General features: G+C 57.2%; 14 protein-coding genes and 2 pseudogenes. 11 read left to right on the top strand and 5 right to left on the bottom strand.

All coding sequences use genetic code 11. The features are described from left to right. Positions 1-67 precede the first annotated feature (67 nt). The 10 genes and pseudogenes from WS68_RS29570 to WS68_RS09135 all read left to right on the top strand — a co-directional run. A pseudogene (locus WS68_RS29570) lies at positions 68-1,489 on the top strand (hemagglutinin repeat-containing protein); the annotation flags it as partial. Between the two features lie 1,075 nt (positions 1,490-2,564). Continuing rightward, positions 2,565-3,515: a hypothetical protein gene (locus tag WS68_RS27465; protein ID WP_156429427.1), complete on the top strand. Its 951-nt coding sequence runs from the start codon at positions 2,565-2,567 to the stop codon at positions 3,513-3,515. Between the two features lie 411 nt (positions 3,516-3,926). Continuing rightward, positions 3,927-4,220 carry a YXWGXW repeat-containing protein gene (locus tag WS68_RS29565; protein ID WP_082709906.1) on the top strand — a complete coding sequence of 98 codons (294 nt, stop codon included), beginning with the start codon at positions 3,927-3,929 and terminating at the stop codon, positions 4,218-4,220. Continuing rightward, positions 4,181-5,416 (top strand): tetratricopeptide repeat protein, encoded by a 1,236-nt coding sequence (locus WS68_RS09165; protein ID WP_156429426.1) that lies wholly within the window; start codon positions 4,181-4,183, stop codon positions 5,414-5,416. The genes WS68_RS29565 and WS68_RS09165 overlap by 40 nt, the downstream gene beginning before the upstream one ends. Positions 5,417-5,421: 5 nt before the next feature. Continuing rightward, positions 5,422-7,194 (top strand): ShlB/FhaC/HecB family hemolysin secretion/activation protein, encoded by a 1,773-nt coding sequence (locus WS68_RS09160; RefSeq protein WP_059570493.1) that lies wholly within the window; start codon positions 5,422-5,424, stop codon positions 7,192-7,194. A gap of 21 nt (positions 7,195-7,215) precedes the next feature. Then, entirely contained in the window at positions 7,216-8,121 is a 906-nt protein-coding gene (locus WS68_RS09155) for a hypothetical protein (protein WP_059570492.1), read from the top strand. 100 nt (positions 8,122-8,221) lie between these two features. Next, a complete protein-coding gene (locus tag WS68_RS09150; protein ID WP_156429425.1) occupies positions 8,222-8,632 on the top strand; it encodes a hypothetical protein in 411 nt (136 codons plus the stop codon). A 506-nt stretch (positions 8,633-9,138) separates the two neighbouring features. Further along, positions 9,139-9,801, top strand: coding sequence for a hypothetical protein (locus WS68_RS09145; protein ID WP_197419565.1), 663 nt, complete (start codon positions 9,139-9,141; stop codon positions 9,799-9,801). Positions 9,802-10,103: 302 nt separating this feature from the next. Further along, positions 10,104-11,126 carry a hypothetical protein gene (locus tag WS68_RS09140; RefSeq protein WP_197419564.1) on the top strand — a complete coding sequence of 341 codons (1,023 nt, stop codon included), beginning with the start codon at positions 10,104-10,106 and terminating at the stop codon, positions 11,124-11,126. 301 nt (positions 11,127-11,427) lie between these two features. Beyond that, positions 11,428-12,159, top strand: coding sequence for a DUF5677 domain-containing protein (locus tag WS68_RS09135; RefSeq protein ID WP_156429424.1), 732 nt, complete (start codon positions 11,428-11,430; stop codon positions 12,157-12,159). Positions 12,160-12,597: 438 nt separating this feature from the next. On the opposite strand, the gene WS68_RS09130 is transcribed toward WS68_RS09135, so the two are convergent. The 5 genes and pseudogenes from WS68_RS09130 to WS68_RS29250 form a co-directional block, all read right to left on the bottom strand. Continuing rightward, positions 12,598-12,885 carry a CopG family ribbon-helix-helix protein gene (locus tag WS68_RS09130; protein WP_059570497.1) on the bottom strand — a complete coding sequence of 96 codons (288 nt, stop codon included), beginning with the start codon at positions 12,883-12,885 and terminating at the stop codon, positions 12,598-12,600. Positions 12,886-13,139: 254 nt separating this feature from the next. After that, positions 13,140-14,483, bottom strand: coding sequence for a TniQ family protein (locus WS68_RS09125; protein ID WP_059570489.1), 1,344 nt, complete (start codon positions 14,481-14,483; stop codon positions 13,140-13,142). 85 nt (positions 14,484-14,568) lie between these two features. Beyond that, positions 14,569-15,714, bottom strand: a complete 1,146-nt coding sequence (locus WS68_RS09120) for a TniB family NTP-binding protein (RefSeq protein ID WP_059570488.1) — start codon at positions 15,712-15,714, stop codon at positions 14,569-14,571. Beyond that, positions 15,714-18,386, bottom strand: coding sequence for a Mu transposase C-terminal domain-containing protein (locus WS68_RS09115; RefSeq protein WP_082709902.1), 2,673 nt, complete (start codon positions 18,384-18,386; stop codon positions 15,714-15,716). The genes WS68_RS09120 and WS68_RS09115 overlap by 1 nt, the downstream gene beginning before the upstream one ends. Before the next feature lie 847 nt (positions 18,387-19,233). Further along, positions 19,234-19,362: pseudogene (locus WS68_RS29250) on the bottom strand (antitoxin Xre/MbcA/ParS toxin-binding domain-containing protein); the annotation flags it as partial. A gap of 98 nt (positions 19,363-19,460) precedes the next feature. Between WS68_RS29250 and WS68_RS09110 the strand changes: the two are divergent. Then, on the top strand, positions 19,461-19,697 hold a 237-nt coding region (locus tag WS68_RS09110; protein ID WP_156429362.1), incomplete at its 3' end, for a transposase.

The following is a 19,697-nucleotide window of genomic DNA, read 5'->3' as shown; positions in this document are numbered from 1 at the left end:
CTATCGGCAGTTTGAGGACGTCGCCAAGGCGGCCTGACTCAAACAAATCGGTCTCCGATGAACCCGGGGCGATTCAGTGATGACCGGCGCGACGGTTCAGGGCAAGAACGTGTCGCTCGACGCCAATAACAACATCACGCTGCAGGCTGCGCAAAGCACGGAACAGGACACGAGCTCGAACAGTTCGAGTGGCTGGAACGCAGGTGTCGGGATTGGCGTGAATAGCAAGGGCGGCGCCGGCATTAGCGTCTTTGCCGGTGGCTCAGCGTCCCACGGTAACGGCAATGGTTCGAGTGTGACGCAGGACAACACGACCGTGACCGCCAGTAAAAACCTGACGATCAAGTCAGGTGGTGACACGACGTTGTCGGGCGCGCAGGTTTCGGGCGATACGGTGAAGGCCGATGTCGGCGGCAATCTGACGATGACGAGTCTGCAAGACACGTCGACTTACGATTCCAAGCAGAACAGTATCGGCGGCGGGGCCAGCTACACGTTTGGCGCTGGCGGTTTCTCGGGAAGCCTGTCGGCAAACCAGACGAAGATCAACAGCAACTACGCGTCCGTCAATCAGCAGACGGGAATCGTCGCGGGCAGCGGCGGTTTCGACGTGAATGTCGCCGGGCACACTCAACTCAACGGCGCCGAAATCGCAAGCGCGGCGCCGGCGGACAAAAACAGCCTGACGACCGGCAGCCTGGGATACACGAACATCCAGAACGTGATGTCGTATTCGGGCTCGTCGACCGGTGTTTCGGTCGGTACGGGAGGCCCGATTGGCGTAACCGGTGGCCCGCAGTTGTCGCAGACTGGGGACAACGCGAGCGGCACAACGTCCGCGGCGGTGAGTCCGGCGACCATCACGGTGAAATCGGACCAGCAGACCGGCAAGGACAGCACGGCCGGTCTGTCACGCGATACGGCGAACGCGAATCAGACCGTCCAGAACACCTTCAATCTGCAGGATGTGCAGAACAACCTCGCCTTTGCGCAGACGTTCGGGAAAACAGCGACGTTCGCTGTAGCCGAAGCGACAACGCAGTTGGTGAACAACAGCAACAACCCGCAGTTGAAGGCGTTGTTCGGTGAAGGCGGCGCTGGCCGGGATGCGCTTCATGCAGCGGTCGCCGCGATCGGTGCTGCGTTGTCCGGCGGGAACGTCGCCGGTGCGGTTGGCGGGTCGATCGCGGGCGATGCATTGCAGGCGCTCGCCGCACCGATCATCGATCAGGCGGTGGCGTCGCTGCCGGCGGGTGCGCAGGACGCCGCACGTACGATCCTGAACAGTGTGGTCGCGACGGCAGGTGGTGCGGCCGGTGGCGCTCTTGCTGGAGGCGGTTCGCAAGGCGCGATTGCCGGTGCGGGTGCCGCCGCGAACAATGATGTCTACAACCGACAACTGCACCCCGACGAGCGGAAGCTGATCTCGAGTGCGGCCAATACAATTGCGACGTCGCAAGGGAAAACGGCAGCCGACCAGGCGAAGATCGCGCAGTACTGGACCGATATGCTGACGCTGGTCGCCAACGCGGACGTTGACGCACAGGGCCAGCAGCAACTGAATCAGACCATCGCGCAACTTACGCAGGCCGCTCAAGCGTCCGGCAACTATCAGGCGCTGCTGACGTTCCAGCAGAACTTGACGACCGCCCAGCAGATCATCAAGGGGATGTCGGGCCAGACGATCACCGGTGCTGGTGGGCCGATCGTCGCCGACGACGGTGTGCTCAAGACATTCCAGGCGACAGGTTCGCAATTCAACGACTCGTCGCTGTTCGGCACGCCGGGCGGTACGAAAACCGGTCTGGCAATCGGCGAGACGCCGTCGTCGGCTGGTGTCGGGTCCCAGTACTACGCCGCGCCGAACGGTCCGACTAATCAGCAGTTGTCGGCATTCACGAACGATCTCGTTCAGCAGGCAGGCACGCCGAATGGTGCCGCCACACCCGCCTATCCTCTCGAAACGGTCGTGCTGGGGAATATGGCGGGCAAGGTCGTAGCCGGTGCGCTCGGTGCGATTTTTGGCGACACGGCGGAGACCGTTGCTGCGGCCGTATCGAAGCCGAGCGCTGCGGCACCGGTCAAGCCCGTCAACAATCTGTTCGGACAGACGCTGGACGGCCCGATCGTGACGCATACGGTAGGTATCCAGGATGGAACGCTCGGCGAATCCATCGGATTGCAGGCGCTGAAAAACGAGACCAATCTGTCGTTCAAGGCGTTGCAGAACAATAGCGGCCACGGCGCAGACGGCGTGGCGATCGACTCAGGTAGCAAGACCATTTGGGTTGCCGAAGTAAAATCGTCGCAGAACGGCGTCGGTGCCGCCGCGTCGGCGCAAGGTGATCCATTGACGAAACTGGAAACCTGGGTGGGTGCCTCTCAGAACCAGACGGGCGCATGGTCGGCTCAACCAGGTAGCAATGGGGCTTTGGCGCAAAGCATTCGAGATGCACTCCTCGACGGCTATCAAGTCAAAGGTATCCAGGTTCAGGTCGGTGTGCCAGCGCCAGGCGCCACTGGTGCGACGCAGATTTCCATCAAGCCATGGACAAATTGAACGTATGACTGAATTGAGCAATCTCTCCCCGTTGGGTATTGCGCCCCGCTGGATTAGCCGCAAGGCGGTGATCAATTGGTTCGAGAAGGCCACACCGTGGCCGTTTGAGAAGGCGATTGAATACAACGCGCGTGCCGATATAACGAATACGAACAGAATTCCCCCTGGCGGCTCGTATATCGGGGTGGGTATTCGGAGGTTTCGTAAGGCCATGGCACAGGCCCTGAAGGGAGAGCTTTGGGAGCTCGCTGCGGTTGATGCTCTGGGTTATGTTGACGTGGGCGTTCGGCTCGATTTTTTTTGGCATATTAAGTTCCGAACGGTGTTTGCAGATCATCCGCGGCCGTTGCGCATGATGAGCTGGGAGCTCACGTCGGAAATGATGGCGATGTACTTCGTTCTTGGTCGAATTGATGAAGGCATCTATCAGGGGTATCTCACCCACGCGGTGCTAAATCGAACCTACCAGTTGCAGCTGTCGTATGAGCAGCACCATCGTCGTCTTCATGCGTTCATGCTGCGACTCTTTGCAGACTGGCGTGGCGACGTGAACCATACGTGGCCGCCGTTTGCCACCGACGAACCTATCTATGAGGGCATTCTCGAGCGGTGGCGTAATCCTGATCCCGATGTGCTGACACCGTGGCTGCTGGCCGCTTGCGATCGGCACACCCACGAGTCGAAGCGGGACAGCGAAAACAAGCAATACGACTGTTCGGAATTTCCCCGTACTCCCGTCGAAATTCTGTTCCTGTTTCGCTTGCGCGAACTGATTGGCTTGCAAAATCCGGTGCTCGATCACCCATTGATGGAAGCGCCATTTGACCGGCTACCCGAACCGCAAGCGCCGTATGTTCCGGACGAATACGTGCGTGGCACGCTTGCGCGCGTGCGCGAAGACTGGCCAGAGTTCGATCGAATTGTTTCGTTGGAGGCGCTGAAAAGCGGTTACTAAGATGGCACATTCACTCGGAACGATTCTGATCATTGGGGGCATGGCGGTGGTTTTGCTTTCCCAGATCTTGATCGGGATACATGCTTTTACAGGCAACCCGGTTACCGGAATCATGTGTTTCATCATGCCCTTCTATGTTTTGGTCTACGCCAAACGACACTCGGCCGGGCGTGCCTTGATGCGGGCATGGTACGCCGGATTGGCTGCGTTGGTTGCGGGCGTTTTCTTGAGTACGTAGTCGATTGAGGACACGGACTTCAGCTCAGTTGTGATTGGGCAGACTTCGCGAAGCGCGCCGACGTGACGTCCATTCGACGCGCAGACCATCATCCATCGGGAAGCAACGTCCACCTTTGACGAAAGCCTGTTGCCGACCCGTTGAAACGGACGTATTCATCGAAACCTCGATCTATGACCAGAACCCGTCACTCAGCTTCGGAGATTGCTAGTCCACGTGAGGGAAGTTGGGTCAATCTCGCGTGCAATTTTCGTTGGAATACGGCCTACCGTGCGTTTGTCTGCTGCTGCGTTGTGATCATCTTGAGCGGATGCGAAACAGCGCCACCTGGTGCTCCGCCAAAACCCGCGCCGCTGGACGAACCCCAGCCCACGCATCTGCCAGGTTTCGTTTGGATCGGTGGGTATTGGCACTGGGACGGGATGCAGTGGGTTTGGATCAAAGGGCACTTGGCGCCGCAGCTTTAATTTCAAGCCGCCATAACAAGAAAATGATTACACGCACGACACTATCTAAGCTGGCATGCACTGCGTTGATGTTGCCTTTAGCTTGTCTCGCTCAAACGACGTCCCTTGATCGTGCCGCGAGTCGGGTGGGAACGGTTCAAGATAAAACGCAACGGGAACTCGAACAAGCACGAGCGCGCGAGCGCGATGAGGTGTCGGCTCTCATACGCCGAGCGGACGCATGGAGTACGGCAGAAGAGCATGGAAAGGCGGGGGACGCTTACCTTGGAGTAGCACGTAAAGTTTCAACGAATCCGGTTCTCTACAATCTTGCGGGGATTTCCTACACGTTGGCAGGCAAGAACGAACAGGCGATTTCGGCCTTTTCTCGATCGATTTATCTCGCGCCCCAACGAGCTGACATTTACCGGATGCGCGGTATTGCCTACCGGCACGAGGGCAATATCGGCAAGGCACTGGTGGATTTCGCAACTGCGGTTCAGCTTGCACCCGAGAAACTTGACGCCCGTTGGCCACTTGCATTGGAGCTGGAAAATGCCGGGCAGCATCAAGCGTCCCTCGACGAATACAGCGAGATCCTACGCATTGCCCCCGACTCGGTTGAGGCGCATATATTCCGCGCAGATGTGTTAACGACAATGGGGCGCGACGGTGACGCGCTCACTGAATATCAAGCCGCAAGTCGTATCGCGCCTGACGACCCAGGTCTCCTGCATTTGCGCATGCAATTCTGGTTTTATCAGAGCGAATTCGAGGCGGTGATTCGCGACGCGGATAGGTGGCTCTCCCTCAAACGTAGTACCAGCGATGGTCCGGACATCGCGTATGCGCTTTTGTGGAGACACATGGCGGCGAAACGCCTTAACGTCGACGACCGTGATGCCTTGGAGAGCGCCAAGGACAAGCTGGGCCGAAACGAATGGCCTTATCCACTGATCCAGTTCGCGCTCGGCGAGATAAACGAAACGCAGTTGAGGGCAGCGGCGGCAACTGGCGATCCCGCCAAGCTCAAGGATCGACAATGCGAGGCACTGACGTCGATTGGTGAGTCGTACGTTGCGCACCATTTCGAAAAAATTGCCGAACATCTATTCAGTACGGCTTTGGAAGTCTGTCCAACGACATCTATCGAGCATTTGCTGGTAACGCGAGAGCTCGAACAAGTCGAAATGCGCCGAACCGGGAAGGATCTCTAACAAAAATGACCACACGCTTGACTCTTTGGCCGTTGGCCTATGCTGGCCTGATGTTGCCGTTTGCATGCTTTGCCCAGACCGCTCTTGAAGGTGCTGGAGCCCCTGTCAATCGCGCCGGTGCCGTTCAAGAACAACTGCAGCAGCAGCGTGAGCAGGCGCAAGAGCGCGAGCGCGCGTTGAGCGCGCCGTCGGTGCGGCTGCAGCAGAAGGAAGAAGCGATTCCAGACACGCTGCCGAGCGAGACACCGTGTTTCGCGCTTCAGCGCGTCGAGCTGAATGTGCCGGCGTCCTTGCCGTCCGCAGTGCGGGCACTTAACGATCCGACCTCTCAGTCCGACCGGTTTGCGTTCGCGCGCCGGTGGCTGAATCGCTATGTCGGACAATGCGCTGGCCAGCATGGTGTCGAACTGCTTCGCAAGGGCGTGCTCGCACAGATTCTGTCGCGAGGTTACATCACGACCCGCGTGCTGGTCCCCGACCAAGACCTCTCCACGGGCATGCTGCGCTTCGAACTGCTGCCCGGCACGGTGCACGACATTCGCTTCGCCGATCCGGCGACGCGCGGCACGTGGAAATCGGCATTCCCGAATCGCGCCGGCGACCTGCTGAACCTGCGCGATCTTGAACAAGGCCTCGAGCAGATGAAGCGCGTGCCGAGCCAAGACGCCGACATGAAGATCGAGCCGGCGGCGCAGGTCGGAGAAAGCGACGTCGTCATTGCAGTCAAACGATCGCGGCCCTGGAAATTTGTACTCGGCCTCGATAACTCCGGTACGCATGAGACGGGCAAGCTACAAGGTTCTGCGACTTTCGGCTACGACAATCCACTGGGTCTGAATGACCTGTTCAGTGTCGGTGTGTCGAACGACATGCTGTTCACCGACAAGAACATGGGCACACACGGGTTCAACGCGTACTACTCAGTCCCGTGGGGCAACTGGACCTTCTCGCTATCAGGTAATACGAGCAACTATTTTCAGCACATCGCCGGCGCGAACCAGACGTTCCTGGCGAGCGGTCAGACACGAACGCTCTCGTTGCGCGCCGACCGCCTGCTGTATCGGGATCAGTTCAGCAAGACAAGCGTCGAAGTGCAGCTTTCGCGCCGCTTCGGCCGAAGCTTCATCGAAGACACCGAAATCTCGGGCCAGCACCGCAACAATACATTCGTCGAACTGGGGCTCGTCCGTCGCCAGTATCTCGGGCAGGCACAGCTGGACGCGACGCTCGCGTATCGGCAAGGCGTGCCATGGTTCGGCGCGCAGGGAGAACTTCACGATCCGTTCACGGGCGCGCAGTTCGACCAGACATACCTGTACAAGATGGCCGTGTTCGATGCGTCGCTGTCGATGCCGTTCCAGATCGGATCGGTGCCGCTGCGTTATGCGAGTACGTTTCACGGCCAGTACACGCCCGATCACCTGTTCTATATCGACGACCTGTCACTGGGAAGTTTTTATAGCGTACGCGGTTTCGACGGTGAATACCTGTTATCAGCCGAGAAGGGTTTCTATTGGCGCAACGATCTTGAGCTGCCGATCGGCGCGACCGGTCAGGCGGTGTACCTCGGTCTCGACTACGGTCATGTGTGGGGTCCGAGCGTCGCCGCGTTGCTCGGCAACCAGTTGGCCGGGATCGCGCTCGGTGTGCGCGGCGGCAAATCGGGCGTCGCAGGGGCTCTCAGCTACGACCTATTCATCGGCACACCACTGTATGCCCCTGCGCACTACCCGACGGCCCGTGCGACCGTGGGTTTCCAATTGACGTACCAGTACTGAACACCATCGGAGGACAAGACGATGTTTCATTCCAAGCAAAATCTCCTCGTCGTCGCTTTGGTGCTCGCAGAGCTCGTGCTCACCGGATGTGGTGGCGGCGGTGACACAGGCAACGGGCCGGCGCCTTCGTCAAATACCGGCTCGTCAGGTTCGGGCTCGTCCGCGACGAACGGTGGTGTCGTCTCGAGCGTATTCCTGCAATCGGGTGGCAGCGGTTACTTCAGTTTCGCCAGCAGCTTGAACGCGTCGTCACAATACACGGGCGTCGCGAAAGCGCAGCTCTATACGACAAGCGCGTCGAGTTCGGTGTTCAGCGAGCAGACGAGCAACGTGATCGGCCAGTACAGTATGACGACGACGCGCATGACGCTCGTGACCACGCAAGGCGATTACAGCACGCTGGGTCTTGGCAACGACATCCAGATTGATCAGCAAAGTGCGAACGCCTTTAAGTACGGGGTGGGCGGTTCACCGGCGATTCTGCAGGCGACACTGACATCGACGGATGTGTCGGGCCAGGCCGTGTCTGCCGTCGCGGTCGACGCGAACGGTGGCGTCGCACACACGCTCGCAGCGGATGCCTCGGCGATGCCGGCCGGCTCGGTTCGCTATACGACGCAGGTGACCGCGCTGCAGCCGTTGCTGACGGTGCAATCGGGCAATCCGATCAGTCAAACACTCGCGCAACTACAGCAGCAGTACGGCGGTACGATCGCGACGCTCGGCGACGCGACTTATCTGACCGGCATGACCGGCGCGCCGGCACCGGCCTACGCGCAACTGGGCGGCAGCGTTTATCCGGCGAACTACACCGGCGCAAATCAGGCCACGGGCCTGAGCTTGGTTGCAGGGACACCTTACGCGTACAACCAAACGGCTGCGGCGTTCATCGCGCAGGAGTTGCAGACGCATGCTGGCGCGCTGTAGCCCGATCATAATGGATTGAGTCACTGAACTTCGAAACACGACTGCGTGCCCACACATTATGTCGCGAAAAAGCCGAGGCCGCCCGCCGCTGACCAAGGAGATGCTGTTGCCGATGTCGGCGAGCGCGGTACGCAAACTCTCGTTGGAAAATCATCTGATGCTGGCCGTGCTCAAGTCGGGCCAAGGGAACAAGGACGCGATGGTCTCGCTGCTGCGCGTGCTCTACATGACATGGTTCTTGTCCGAAAGAACTGAACCGGTGACGGATGTCGCCACGTTGCTCGACGTGGAGTCGTCGCTGGAAACCAGCATCGAAGCAGCGGCTCTGGGACTCGGTTGGCAACTGCCGGACGAGATCATGTCGGCGATTGAGCAGGTGCTGCACGGTTTTGACCGCTTGATCAGCTATGCGCCGAAGTACCGTTATCAGGAAGCGTGGGACCGCCTGTGCCGATTCGTGGCCTCGGAAAAGCAGTCACCGCTGCCAGGTAGCCAGCTTGGCAAGGTCTGACAATGAGGCTGCGGCGGTGCGCCCGATCCACCGGATAGGTAGCAGATTCAATAAAGAGGATTCAATGAAGATGCGATCGCGAATCGATCTCGAAAGCAGTTCCCTCGCCAACTGTCCCCGCTAGAGCAGGCCTTCCTGACCGAAGTGAGCCGGAGCGGTGCGTCCGACGCTACGTTTAAGGTGGCCCTGTTGGCAGCCCCATTGCTCAGCTTTACAGTATGGCGGCCATTGTCGATCGGCGATCTGGCCGATCGTGCAGGACTGTCGCCCCGGCAAGCAATGCTGGCCGCCCGCGAGTTGGTGGAAATTGGTGCGCTCAGGCGGCTTCTGGGGGATACCTGGGGTGCAAGCTGCAGTCGTACCGGCTGCGTGAGCGGTTTCGTGCGATCAAACTGTCGGCGTTGCTCGGACTAGAGCGAGACGCGCGATCTGCGGACAGCTTCTGATGTGATTGTTGACCAGATCGCAACCGAAGAGGGAATTCTATGCCTCGAACAAAAAGGAGCGTGAGCCATGAAGATCCGGCAACTGAGATTCAGCCCAAACGCGCTTGGTGGAGAGAGATGTCGAGTAAGGCCGTGGTCGCCATTGTGGCCTCGACTGGCGGCGTCCTGGCTGCAACCTACAACGATGCGCTAACCACTTTTATCAAGCCCGGCTTGGCCAACGCATGGGCATGGACTCAGGACCGCGTATCCCCGATGGCCAACGACAAACTTATCGGGGTCGGTTTGATGTTTTACATACCTCCGAATGTTGACAGAGGACGATCGGCCGAAGGCGTGAGCGTTACTCTCTGGCCGGAGCGTTGCAAGCGCCCGGGTGGCGTTTCCATCAAGAAGGCATATGGGGATGGCGAGCGAGATTCTTATACCAATGCGATCGTAGGTATTTCATGCCGAGCGTCCGGTAGGACGTTGGTCACGCTCACTCCCGAGAGTGGGACTGCCGTAACGATATACGACGGGATCCCAAAGGACGGTGAGCAGATTGCATTTACCGGTGTGCCGGGGAGCTATTACGCAGGGATCGTGTCATTGTATTGGCTAGACAAGAAGATGCCTGACGGCCCATGGGTTCCGGTCAACAAATGCCAGCGCACGAATACATGTGCGGAAGAGTTGCGTAAAGACGTTGAGCGCTTGGGAGGCCCGAACAATGTGAAGTAGGATGTCCGGCTGAGCGGTACTGTAGGTCAGCGTGGTGACGCCGGAGATTCGCGATGTTATATCGGGTGAATTCGATGCGAGCAGAAGGCGGAACGAGTAGGTGTATAAGGCCGGACTAGACCAAACAGACAGCGTCAGATCGTCTGACTCAGTTCACATTTTGGCATTCATCAGCCCTCGACCGACGGCCGCTTTTGTTTGATAGCGGTTTTGTACGATGCGCATGCGCGATGCGACCTTTCAAGCTGCGGCAGGTCTGCGCCCGCAAGAGTCGAAATATAAGAGTATCCACCGGAAAAGCCATGGAAGCTCCTTTCAAGAAGAATACTCTCTGGATGCAGATCGGTCGGGCTCGGGCCAAGCTCATCGGGCCGTTACAGCAAAAAATCCGCAAATGCGGCCCTTTCAAACTGCCAGGTATCAAGCCTGAATATCACTATTTTTGCCACGTGCTGGCCGGGGTGCTCGAGTCAATCCCTGAACTCCCCGACTTTTCCGACGACAACAAGATCGCGGTCATGTCCGACTACGGTGGTGAGCATGAAAATGCGTGTTACAGCACGTATTCGTTCCTGTTCGTCGCTCTCGACAAGAACGGCCCTTTCCAGACGTGCATGCAGGCGCTGCGGCAGAAGCACAACATTCACGATCCCTACAGTGAGTTCAAATACAAAGACCTCAAATACGGGCCGCGGAGCCGCGCGCTGCCCAAGTACCTCGAATTGATCGATACCCTCATCCATGGCGCCATCGTCACTGTGGCAATCGACAAGAGGATTGGTTCAGTCTTCGGGATGACCAAACGTGAGGCACACACATCGATTGCAAAGCAGCTTGAAGAGGGTGGGTTCGGAAAATGGGCTGGCCACGTTGGCGAGAAGGTCTTGCGCGTGCTGCATATTCTCGCGGCGTTCACGGCGGCGTTAACGTATGACCAACAGCGCCTGCTCTGGTATAGCGATACAGACCAAATCAACGAAGATGCCAATGAACGATCATTTGCCGACACGCAAAAATTATTCGGAAGCATCGGCGCGATGTACATGACGCACGGGTTCGACGTTCTCGGGTTCGGAAAATCATTTTTGGAGAAGGGGTATCTTGACGATCTGCTGAGTGTGCCCGATCTCGCCGCCGGTATGTTGCAAGATCTACTGACGGCACAAGACACTGGAAACGACATCCCGGGTGGGGACGAAAAACTGGCGGTGCTGAAGTGGCTCGCAACTCCGGCCACGTTTCTGTCGAAGATCCATGTGCGCATCACCGGCAAAGACGACGGCACGTATGAAGGCCATATTCTTACGCTCGAGCCAAAATGGTGATCGCCTACCGGACCCGCGTGGACATGCGCCACGTCCATAGCCGATGCGAGCACCAAGCAAATCATCGAACGGATCCGGCACCAGGCGTCTTGAGATGAAGTTGCTGACCGTCGCGGTGCTGGGGGCCCGAGTTTGCCAGCGGCCCGACCGAGACTGTTCGACGTTCGCTGTCCGGTCAATTGTGGCCGATTGTCGGAGGGAGCTGCCGGCCATTAAGGGTCACTTGGAAAGCCGTCCTGAATGATGAAAAGGTGGTGTACATTCGACGCTGAATGGGCACTCGTCCCTGATGGAGGAAAGCATGGCGAACATACCGGCAATGCTTGCGGCCGCAGACGATATAAAGCAAAAGCTGGATGCGCTTCTCCTGCGGGCGAACGTACAAGATGCCGGCGAACATCGCGTTGCTGCGACGCTGTGTCTGACTATCGCTGAACAGTTTGCAGCAACGTTGCACCTGATAAAGGGGGGCTTCTCATCTCATGCACCGGTTATGGTGCGCTCCATGTTAGAGGGATATGCGAACCTCTTGAATCTTGTCAAAGATCCCGCGTTTGTCGACCAGATCCGGTACGACAACGCTCGTGCCGATGTAGTCTTGTTCACGGAGTATGCTGCAAATCCGGAAATGCAGGATAACGCCGAGGCACAGAAGACGTTGGCTAAGTGGAAAGCAGACGCAGAGCCAGTACGCGAAGAACTTGAAACCAAGGGCTACGGCAAGCTCGACGTGTATCAACGATTTAAACAAGCAAACATTTTTCCCACATACGTGGCTTACCGCGTCTTTTGCTCGTTCACACACAATCAACTAACCACGTTGCTGGCGCGCCACGCGAGCCGCTTTGAACTCCGCTACCACTTTGAAGCGCCCGAAGAACTAACTGCGGGTCTGCTGAATGTAGCGATCTGCATCTTGTGCCAAGCAGTAGTGACTGCGTCGCACTACACGGACCTTGCCGACGCAGAATTGCGGCACGTGATTGACGAGGCTGATGCCACGTGGAGCGCAGTGCAAGCAGAGGAAAAGTAGGCCATACCTAGTCGAGAAAATTACCAGTGAGTGACTTCTGCTCATTATGCAGCGGCCGGTTACACGCAGGCGGAGGAAGGCTGCGATGGGTTGATCACGGCCCTTGATGAAGTGACGGCGAAGCAATCTCAGACCTCATCTGACGCTGACTGATAGATCATGTCTTAACGATTAGGGACGCGATGGTCATCGAAGCACCTTGTCTGTAGGATTGACCGAATGATCTGCAACATGATCAGTTCACTGCAGCTCAGACGTGGCGTGCCAATCGCGGGAGATTTCGCGACGGAACGTCCGGCCGACTTAGGCTCGGATGATCGACCAGCAACAGGTCTTTTCCTCGATCACCTCATCAAGGTCTAGTGCCGCCACTGGGGCGCCTGCTTCGATGTAGTATGTTTGCGCGGTCTTGTGCCTCTGGCGTCCAGAACGGATCCATTACTTCGCTGCGTTTAGCCGGCGACGTGTTGCTGCCCGACGCGCTGCGAACTCAGTGTCGATTTCGGCAGCCGGCACCAAATTGCCCACGTCGGCTGAGACTCGCGACCGCTCGACCTTGGCGCGCAGCCATGCGTCATATTCGATCGCTTCTTGTTGCTGCTTTACGTAGTCCCGCACGAAGTCGCGCAAGAGCTGCGCATCTGTTCGGTCATGAGCCTTCGCCGCAGCCGAGAACGCAGTTTTCAGGGCGTCATCGACCAGAAACGTAAAGGTGGCTTCGCTCATAACGATACCCTTGTGCGCTATGCATGGTAGCACCCTCATGGGTAGAATCAGGCGCCCTATTCGTACATCGCCGACGTGCCGCTCGGTGCCCCTCTCTTTTGCCACGTCGGCGATATACGAGGTCAGGCAGGGGTTGTCCGGGTATTTGACGCTCAACGGGTTGCGAGTTATGTGACGCGCCATCGACGCTATCGACCCAGCACGACGACGCAGACGGTGACCTATAACGCTCTTAACCAGCTCACGACGCTGCTTCAGTCTGGCGGAGGTGGACCTTCGGACCAGTGTTCGACAGAGGCGAATGCCTCGTTCGGACCGCTATGCTGAATTGGTCGACTGGCAGAAAAATGGTCGACCTTCACACGGTTTGCCGCTTCGCGTACAACCGGGTTGGCGAGCGATAAACCAACTTCCTTCAAACACTTTTCGGTATGGCGCCGAGTAACATGTGCCTGAGTTGAATACAGAGTCCGGACGAGTTGCGTTGCAAGCTCGGCGTCGTGTTTTTCCTTCTCCAGGCGTTGAACCAGAACCCATTGTCGGTGGAGTAGTGAGATCTGTCGGCACTCGTCCTCGAACCAGTATCGAAGGTACGTATACTTGTAACCCAATTTCTCTGCGACGTCTTTCATTGGGTGCTCGGAGTACCCTTTGGCGATGATGGTTCGGAGCGCCTCAGTCAAAGCGTTGCGCTGCCTAACTGACAGATCTAAGGTGCGGCGTGTAGGTTTCCGGAATTGTCGTTGCGGAGGTGCTGAAAACGATTCGTCGAGACCATCCCGCAGCAACGCAACGGGCGTAGTGCATAACCCTCGTGTCATTAGAAGGAAGGCCGGCAGTGACGGCTTCACATCTCGATAACGCCATTGGCTAATGACTCTCTTTGTGAATCCGAGGGCTCTCTCGATGTTCGCGACGGTTCCGTCGAAGTGGCGATCGGCCATCTCGGCAATGCGAGTCTGCAGATGCTGTGCCGTGAGCAGCTCACTGATTTCCGGGCCTCGCAGAATCATCTCGCCGATGGCGTCGATGTTGTACCGCTGCTGTGGGCTGAGGCGGCTTGCTTTGGCGATCCCCCGAAGCTCCTTATGGCTTGCCGCAAGCCAACTGCCACACCGAGAACAAAAGTCAACATGGGCATGGCGTGGCACAAATGGCTGCACCCGCCGGCAGGTAGGGCATTCATACTGCAGCGCCATGCTGTGGACTGGGCAAACCAAAATCGGGGCGGCTTGCCAGATCAACGGCAAATAGGGTTCGTGTCCCGCGTCACGCCATTCGAGGAAGCACAGTGGGCACCATCTCGGATGCGTAGACAGTAACCCCAGTGCTCGCGGGTCGAGTAGGCCGGACCACAGCATGAAGGAGCATTCGCTTAGCTGTCGCTGGCTTGTCAAGTTTTCCAGTTTTCGGGTGAGCTCCGCTGCATACTTACCCACTCCGTTCATGGTCTTCAAGTGAGACTCCGTGAAGCTTGAACTATGCTTGGTATGTCGAATCCTTGTCTCCGGAACGATCTCGCGACTCATCAGAACAAGCGGGCTTACTGTGTGGGCCAGGGCGAGGCGGATCAACACGCTATGCAATGCCTCCCGCATGATGGAATCTCTACCCAGTGGAGCGATCCGATAGAGGCGACTTCGTTCCGGCATTTGCCAATTCGATGCTTGCCAAAGGTCGTCATCAGAGGTCATTTGATTCACCTCCAATGGGATCTCGACCGGGCTTCCTTGTTCCCGGTCGGCGCTTCTTAACAAGGCGACGTGACTCCGAGGAGGTGCTCGGTTTGCGAGATGAAGTTGTGGGGATGTAATCGAAGCCAAGCTCCCGGGCAAGATCGTCTTCCTTGATGTCCTTGAGCAGCGCCTCTCCAGCCACTGCCTCCTTCAACATTGTCATCAGCTTGTAGTTAGAGAAGGCCGTTGCCTCGAGCAGCGTTCCATCAACCGGGAGATTGTGATGCAGGGCTCGCTCCAGTGCTCGCTGCAACCATGTTTTAAGGACGCCTACACATCCAACTGAGCGCATGAGAAAATAATCGGCATGATTCATCAAGCTCTGGTCCCATTCGACTGGGAGTGCGTGAAGCATCGTGTGTATGGCGTCGCGGAATGAGTTGCCGTATGAGTTGCCGCTCAGCAGATCCTCGGCCGTGTATCGCCTGAAATGAACAACATCTGAGCGCCTGAGCAGTTGTGAATCGAAGTTTTCCGGTTTGATGAGCTCATAGGTGGCGGCTAGAATCATCGGGATTTCGATGTCGTTTTTGAGAGACTTGACTAGCTGCAATTGAAGTGAGAGCTGCGACCTCGAGCGGACAATGAACAGATGGCTCGCTTCGTCGAACGCGATGATTTTGGCTCCTCGGTGGATGACGCAGCTTCTTAGGGCACGCCTCAGTTCTTCCGCAACCAGTGAAGGAAGATTGCCGATGACCTCCCCGTCGAGCTCGACCAGCATTCGTTGGATGACTTTTCGTCGAATAAGGGGCTCGTTGAATCGCTCAAGCGTTCGGACAAACGCATCTTTCCAGTTGAAATCTCCGCGGATTGGGGCTGGAAGGCGGACCAATATGGCTGGCACAAACGATGGATCCGATTCCAGTTCGGTTGCATATGACATGTTGATACGCTTGATGAACTCTTCGACCGCGACCGACTTGCCGACACCGGACGGACCCACAAGGGCCATGAACGAATCGGCGCGGGACGGGTTGCCAACATCGCCGAGTGAAGCGAGTGCTTCCTTCAGCCGAAGATGCATTACGCGTCTTGACTGGAATTTCAGCAAGGCGGCGTACTGGGGAGAGTCTTCTGGGAATGTAAACATCAGAATTCCTCCAGGATCTTGGGCTGGTAGGGGATGTATTCGTCGGTGCCAAGGTCAACTACTTTGTCCGTCGATGCGGATTCCGATAGAACGTCCTGAGTTACCGTGGACACGGCGGACTCCATTTCGAGTTGATGAAGCCGTTGAAGCGCGAGAGCTTCCTCAGCTTCTGCGGTAGTAAGGAAATCGGCCAAGCGCTGAGCATTGACGGATTCTTGGGTCCCGGCGAGGCGAAATTTTTCGCGTAACCGTTCGCTGGCCAGTTGGACTTCGCGCTGTGAGCGTCCGCGGAACACGACGTAGTGCTCGGAGTGGCATTCGTGCCACTTGTTCTCGATGTATGCATAGGCGATGCCCATGTTGAAAGGATCGAACCGAACAGGCACCCGTTCGCCGATTGCCGAGAGGATTCGCAGTGCTGGCGATGAGTAATAGCAGTAGTTGACCTTGATTCCGCGAACTGTCACTTTGGCGGTCCCCTTGGCTGTCGACGGCATGGACATCAACAGGAACGCCTCATTGAATACGATTCGAACGTGATGTCGACGCCCAGTTAGCGCGATGCCTGCGTTGTACGCTTCGAGCGGGCTACACCCGAGCGCAGTGTGATGATTTCGGTCGTACACCGTGTTGAGGTATCGCTCGAACTCTCGACTGAGCGTTTCGTAAGTCCAGATCGCCAGGCGCGACGGAGATGTTTCCTTGGTAACTTTTCTATATTGGCTTTCTGCCTGTGTGTTACCAAGCAGGTTGTGAACGAACGCTTCTTCGGTTGTACCGAATAGTGATTCGATCACGGACCCATCGTGGGGACGGGCGGTTTTCCGCCGCTTCTTGTGGCACTTGAGGTTGGCGACGAGCTGTTCGAAGTAGATTGATTCAAACTCCGGTCCTCTGTCTACGACAAGGAACTGAGAGACCCTCCCATGTCGCCTGACACACTCTCGGATCACCATCATGCATGAACGATAGGAGGGCGGATCGAACGTGAGGTAGTACGCCAATATTCGCCGTGTGAATGTGCACACCATCAACGTCAGCCAGATTGATTTCAGAACACGGCCATTAAGTCGCGCCCGAACTCTTATTGGCAGCGGGGTATGATCGATGTGAGCAATGTGGAAGGGGTGCGTCCCGTGTGGCGGTGTTGTTGGCTCAATCCACCAATACGGGATGATGGGTTCCAACTCATAGGCCACGCGGGAGCCGAGTCGCTTGACTACATCTTTGGGATTCTTGAGCTTCTTGATTTCGGCCGCGAATGTTTTGCGACTCGGCGGTCGAAATCCCTGCTCCGTGCATCGGCTTATGACCAGGCCGTACATTGCAGTCATTGTTTTCCGTTGTGGCTTCGTCCACTTGTCCTGATATACGTGCTGCATGATGTCGATGACTGGTGGCGCAATTTTGCGACAGCGGTTGCCCTGGCATTGCTCGACGTTAGGAACTAAGCCAATGAATCCGTACCCGTAATGGAGTTCTGCTTCTCGATACGCTGCGAGCCAGTATCTCTGTGTGCGGGGCGTGCGATGAGCCAGTGTGGTGGCAGCGTTGGGCTCGAATAGGACGCGATAACGTTCGACTGCGATTTCCAGCTTTTGAACACTGACGCGCTCGAGAATCGCTAACGCGTCTCGCAGATCAGCCAGGGGTTTGTCGACGACAGGGATGATCTTTCCCTGCTGAGCAAGTTCGTCGAGAACGGCAGGGGTAAGCTCAATGAAGTTTGAGTAGCAGCCTGGCGTCTCATCGATGCTGCGACATGCGATCGATGAATCCCCACGGTTCAGGACTTCCCAAAGCCGTCCGTCCCACTGGAAGCGAGCGCCGGGGCTGATCGAGAGCGTGACCGATTGACTGGGCGATGCAGTTTCGGATTTGGCGAATGAGCGGTACGCGACGGCTGCATATTGATCGCGGAAAACCAACGCTTCCTGCGGATTCGTTAGGCGATCGCTGGGCAAATCGAACACAACCCGCCCACATGAGATTTCGGAGTACAACGTGTCGGCAATATCAGGGAGGTCATCGAGTACTGACGCTATAGTGCTCCACGGACGACGCGCGATGCGTTCGTGGAGGCGGGCAATTTGCGCCGCGTCGTTCTGGGGCTTCCACGCTTTGTAGTCGCGCAAAAACTCAAGGTTTTCGATGAGCGCCCATACGTTTTCGCGCGATGAACGGATAACGAAGGTCGCGCCAAGTTCGGCGGCTGCCTGCTCGGCCGCAATCCGGCGCCACTCGCCGGACTGACCGACCGTGAACATGTGAGGTTTTTCTCTTGCTAGTTTGACCAGCTCTTCCTCAAGCTTGCATTCGACAAACTGGAAGCCGGTGCGAGTGACGCGCAAAAAATCAGGGACATACTGAAAGCTGGACCGGCGTCCGGTCGGCGCGGTTTGTACGATGGTTAGGTGGTAGGGTTGTCCATAGAATTCGATGGTTTCAGTGTCGTGATCCCACGTCACCGCGGCTGCGTATTCGGTGTGGTACGCCTCGCAGTCCACCGTTGTTCCCATCTTGAAACTGCAGTACCTCACCGAATTGCTGATGCTCCCACCATCTGTCCTGCGAACCGGAGAGTTGGCGCGGATCCAGCGAATTGCCTTCTGTCCCTGAGCGGGTGTACCTAGTTCGTCAAATAGCGCTTGTAGTTCGTCGTCATTGAGCATGTAAGCCTCCTGCCGAGAGGATGCACAGCCCCACCCCGTCAGCCGATGTGGCTGGCGAGGGGCTCGATGAAATAAATGGGGGCGGAAACGACGAGAAAAAACACGTCCAGTAGCCTTGACAGCGTGCTGTCGGCCGCTAGAATGTGCCTATCCACCTTCATGGATGCACCGTTTTTTCGAAGGGCTCAGCCGCTCCAACGGCTGGGCCCTTTGTGTTTCCGCACGCGATCAACCTTCCATGCTGGATTTCCTCCAAATCAGTAAGGGGTCCGATTGAAATGGGTTTTGCACGCGCAGTGTAGCGTCGCGTATCACGGCGCTCATCACAGTACTTTTATGCGAGCGCATGAAGATGCGACGATAGCGCGAAGAATATCGCGCAGTCAAACTAAGGCCATGATTTTATTGTATAAAATGGGTTATACGATACATTGCTCGGCAACTTAGGCGAGCGATCAGCGACGGTCGACGATGGCTGTGACGGATGATTTCGCCAGCAAGCGGCGGCGGCGCTCGGGGACAGGCATGCACGAAGCCAATTGGGGGGGCCCCAATTGACAGTAAAGCGGATATCGTGGCCGCAATGAGAAGCGGTGCATCGCCGGCATCGACACCCTATCGCAGGCCGATAACGGGTCAACTCGAATGGTGAGTTCGAATTCCCGCAAAGCGGCGGGAGCCGAATTCGGTCGACGTTGAAGAGGCCTACGACGTGATCGGAGGAACACTGCTCGATCCCATATTTCCAGTCCGCGCCTTCTGGGTACGAGGGGTAGGACTGTCGAGGGTAAATCAATCCTGGCGTCCTAAATAGAACTGGGCTGTGCTGTCAGGCTGTCTGGTCGACTTACCAATAAGCTCCGGATTGTGCGCTCGCGAGCAGTCTCGAAACGAGATCGATGCCCGCAGGCGTGTGAACGAAGTCAGCTGGACATTGCCCACCGAGAGCCGGAACTGGTGAATGAAGCCAGTCGAGGAGCCATGATCGGGCATCAAAGTTGTCCGAACTCCCGGACTCATCGACTGAATCGGCCCGGGTTTTTCGGAGACCTCAACCTTTGAGAGAATGGGGTCATGGAAACCTTAAAACCTGAAAGCAATGTAAAAAAGAAGGCCCAACCGAAATACTCGGCGGAGATGCGCGCACGCGCCGTGCGGATGGTGTTGGACCACCTGCGGGAGTACGAATCGGAATGGGCGGCCATCAGCTCGATCGCGGCGAAAGTCGGCTGCACGCCGGAGACGCTACGCAAATGGGTTCGGCAGGAGCAGAAGGATCGGGGCCAGCGCGCCGGCGCCACGACAGCCGAA

This window comes from Burkholderia sp. TSV86, from assembly GCF_001522865.1.
In the GTDB taxonomy this organism is placed as follows: Bacteria; Pseudomonadota; Gammaproteobacteria; order Burkholderiales; family Burkholderiaceae; genus Burkholderia.
Note: the sequence above shows the minus strand (reverse complement) of the source record. Positions and strands in the feature narration are given on the sequence as shown.

Bases quoted from the DNA above. Each gene is read 5' to 3' on its own strand.
- WS68_RS27465 (WP_156429427.1), top strand. From the start codon at position 2,565: ATGACTGAATTGAGCAATCTCTCCCCGTTGGGTATTGCGCCCCGCTGG.
- WS68_RS29565 (WP_082709906.1), top strand. From the start codon at position 3,927: ATGACCAGAACCCGTCACTCAGCTTCGGAGATTGCTAGTCCACGTGAG.
- WS68_RS09160 (WP_059570493.1), top strand. From the start codon at position 5,422: ATGACCACACGCTTGACTCTTTGGCCGTTGGCCTATGCTGGCCTGATG.
- WS68_RS09155 (WP_059570492.1), top strand. From the start codon at position 7,216: ATGTTTCATTCCAAGCAAAATCTCCTCGTCGTCGCTTTGGTGCTCGCA.
- WS68_RS09150 (WP_156429425.1), top strand. From the start codon at position 8,222: ATGCTGTTGCCGATGTCGGCGAGCGCGGTACGCAAACTCTCGTTGGAA.
- WS68_RS09140 (WP_197419564.1), top strand. From the start codon at position 10,104: ATGGAAGCTCCTTTCAAGAAGAATACTCTCTGGATGCAGATCGGTCGG.
- WS68_RS09135 (WP_156429424.1), top strand. From the start codon at position 11,428: ATGGCGAACATACCGGCAATGCTTGCGGCCGCAGACGATATAAAGCAA.
- WS68_RS09130 (WP_059570497.1), bottom strand. From the start codon at position 12,885: ATGAGCGAAGCCACCTTTACGTTTCTGGTCGATGACGCCCTGAAAACT.
- WS68_RS09125 (WP_059570489.1), bottom strand. From the start codon at position 14,483: ATGCGGGAGGCATTGCATAGCGTGTTGATCCGCCTCGCCCTGGCCCAC.
- WS68_RS09120 (WP_059570488.1), bottom strand. From the start codon at position 15,714: ATGTTTACATTCCCAGAAGACTCTCCCCAGTACGCCGCCTTGCTGAAA.
- WS68_RS09115 (WP_082709902.1), bottom strand. From the start codon at position 18,386: ATGCTCAATGACGACGAACTACAAGCGCTATTTGACGAACTAGGTACA.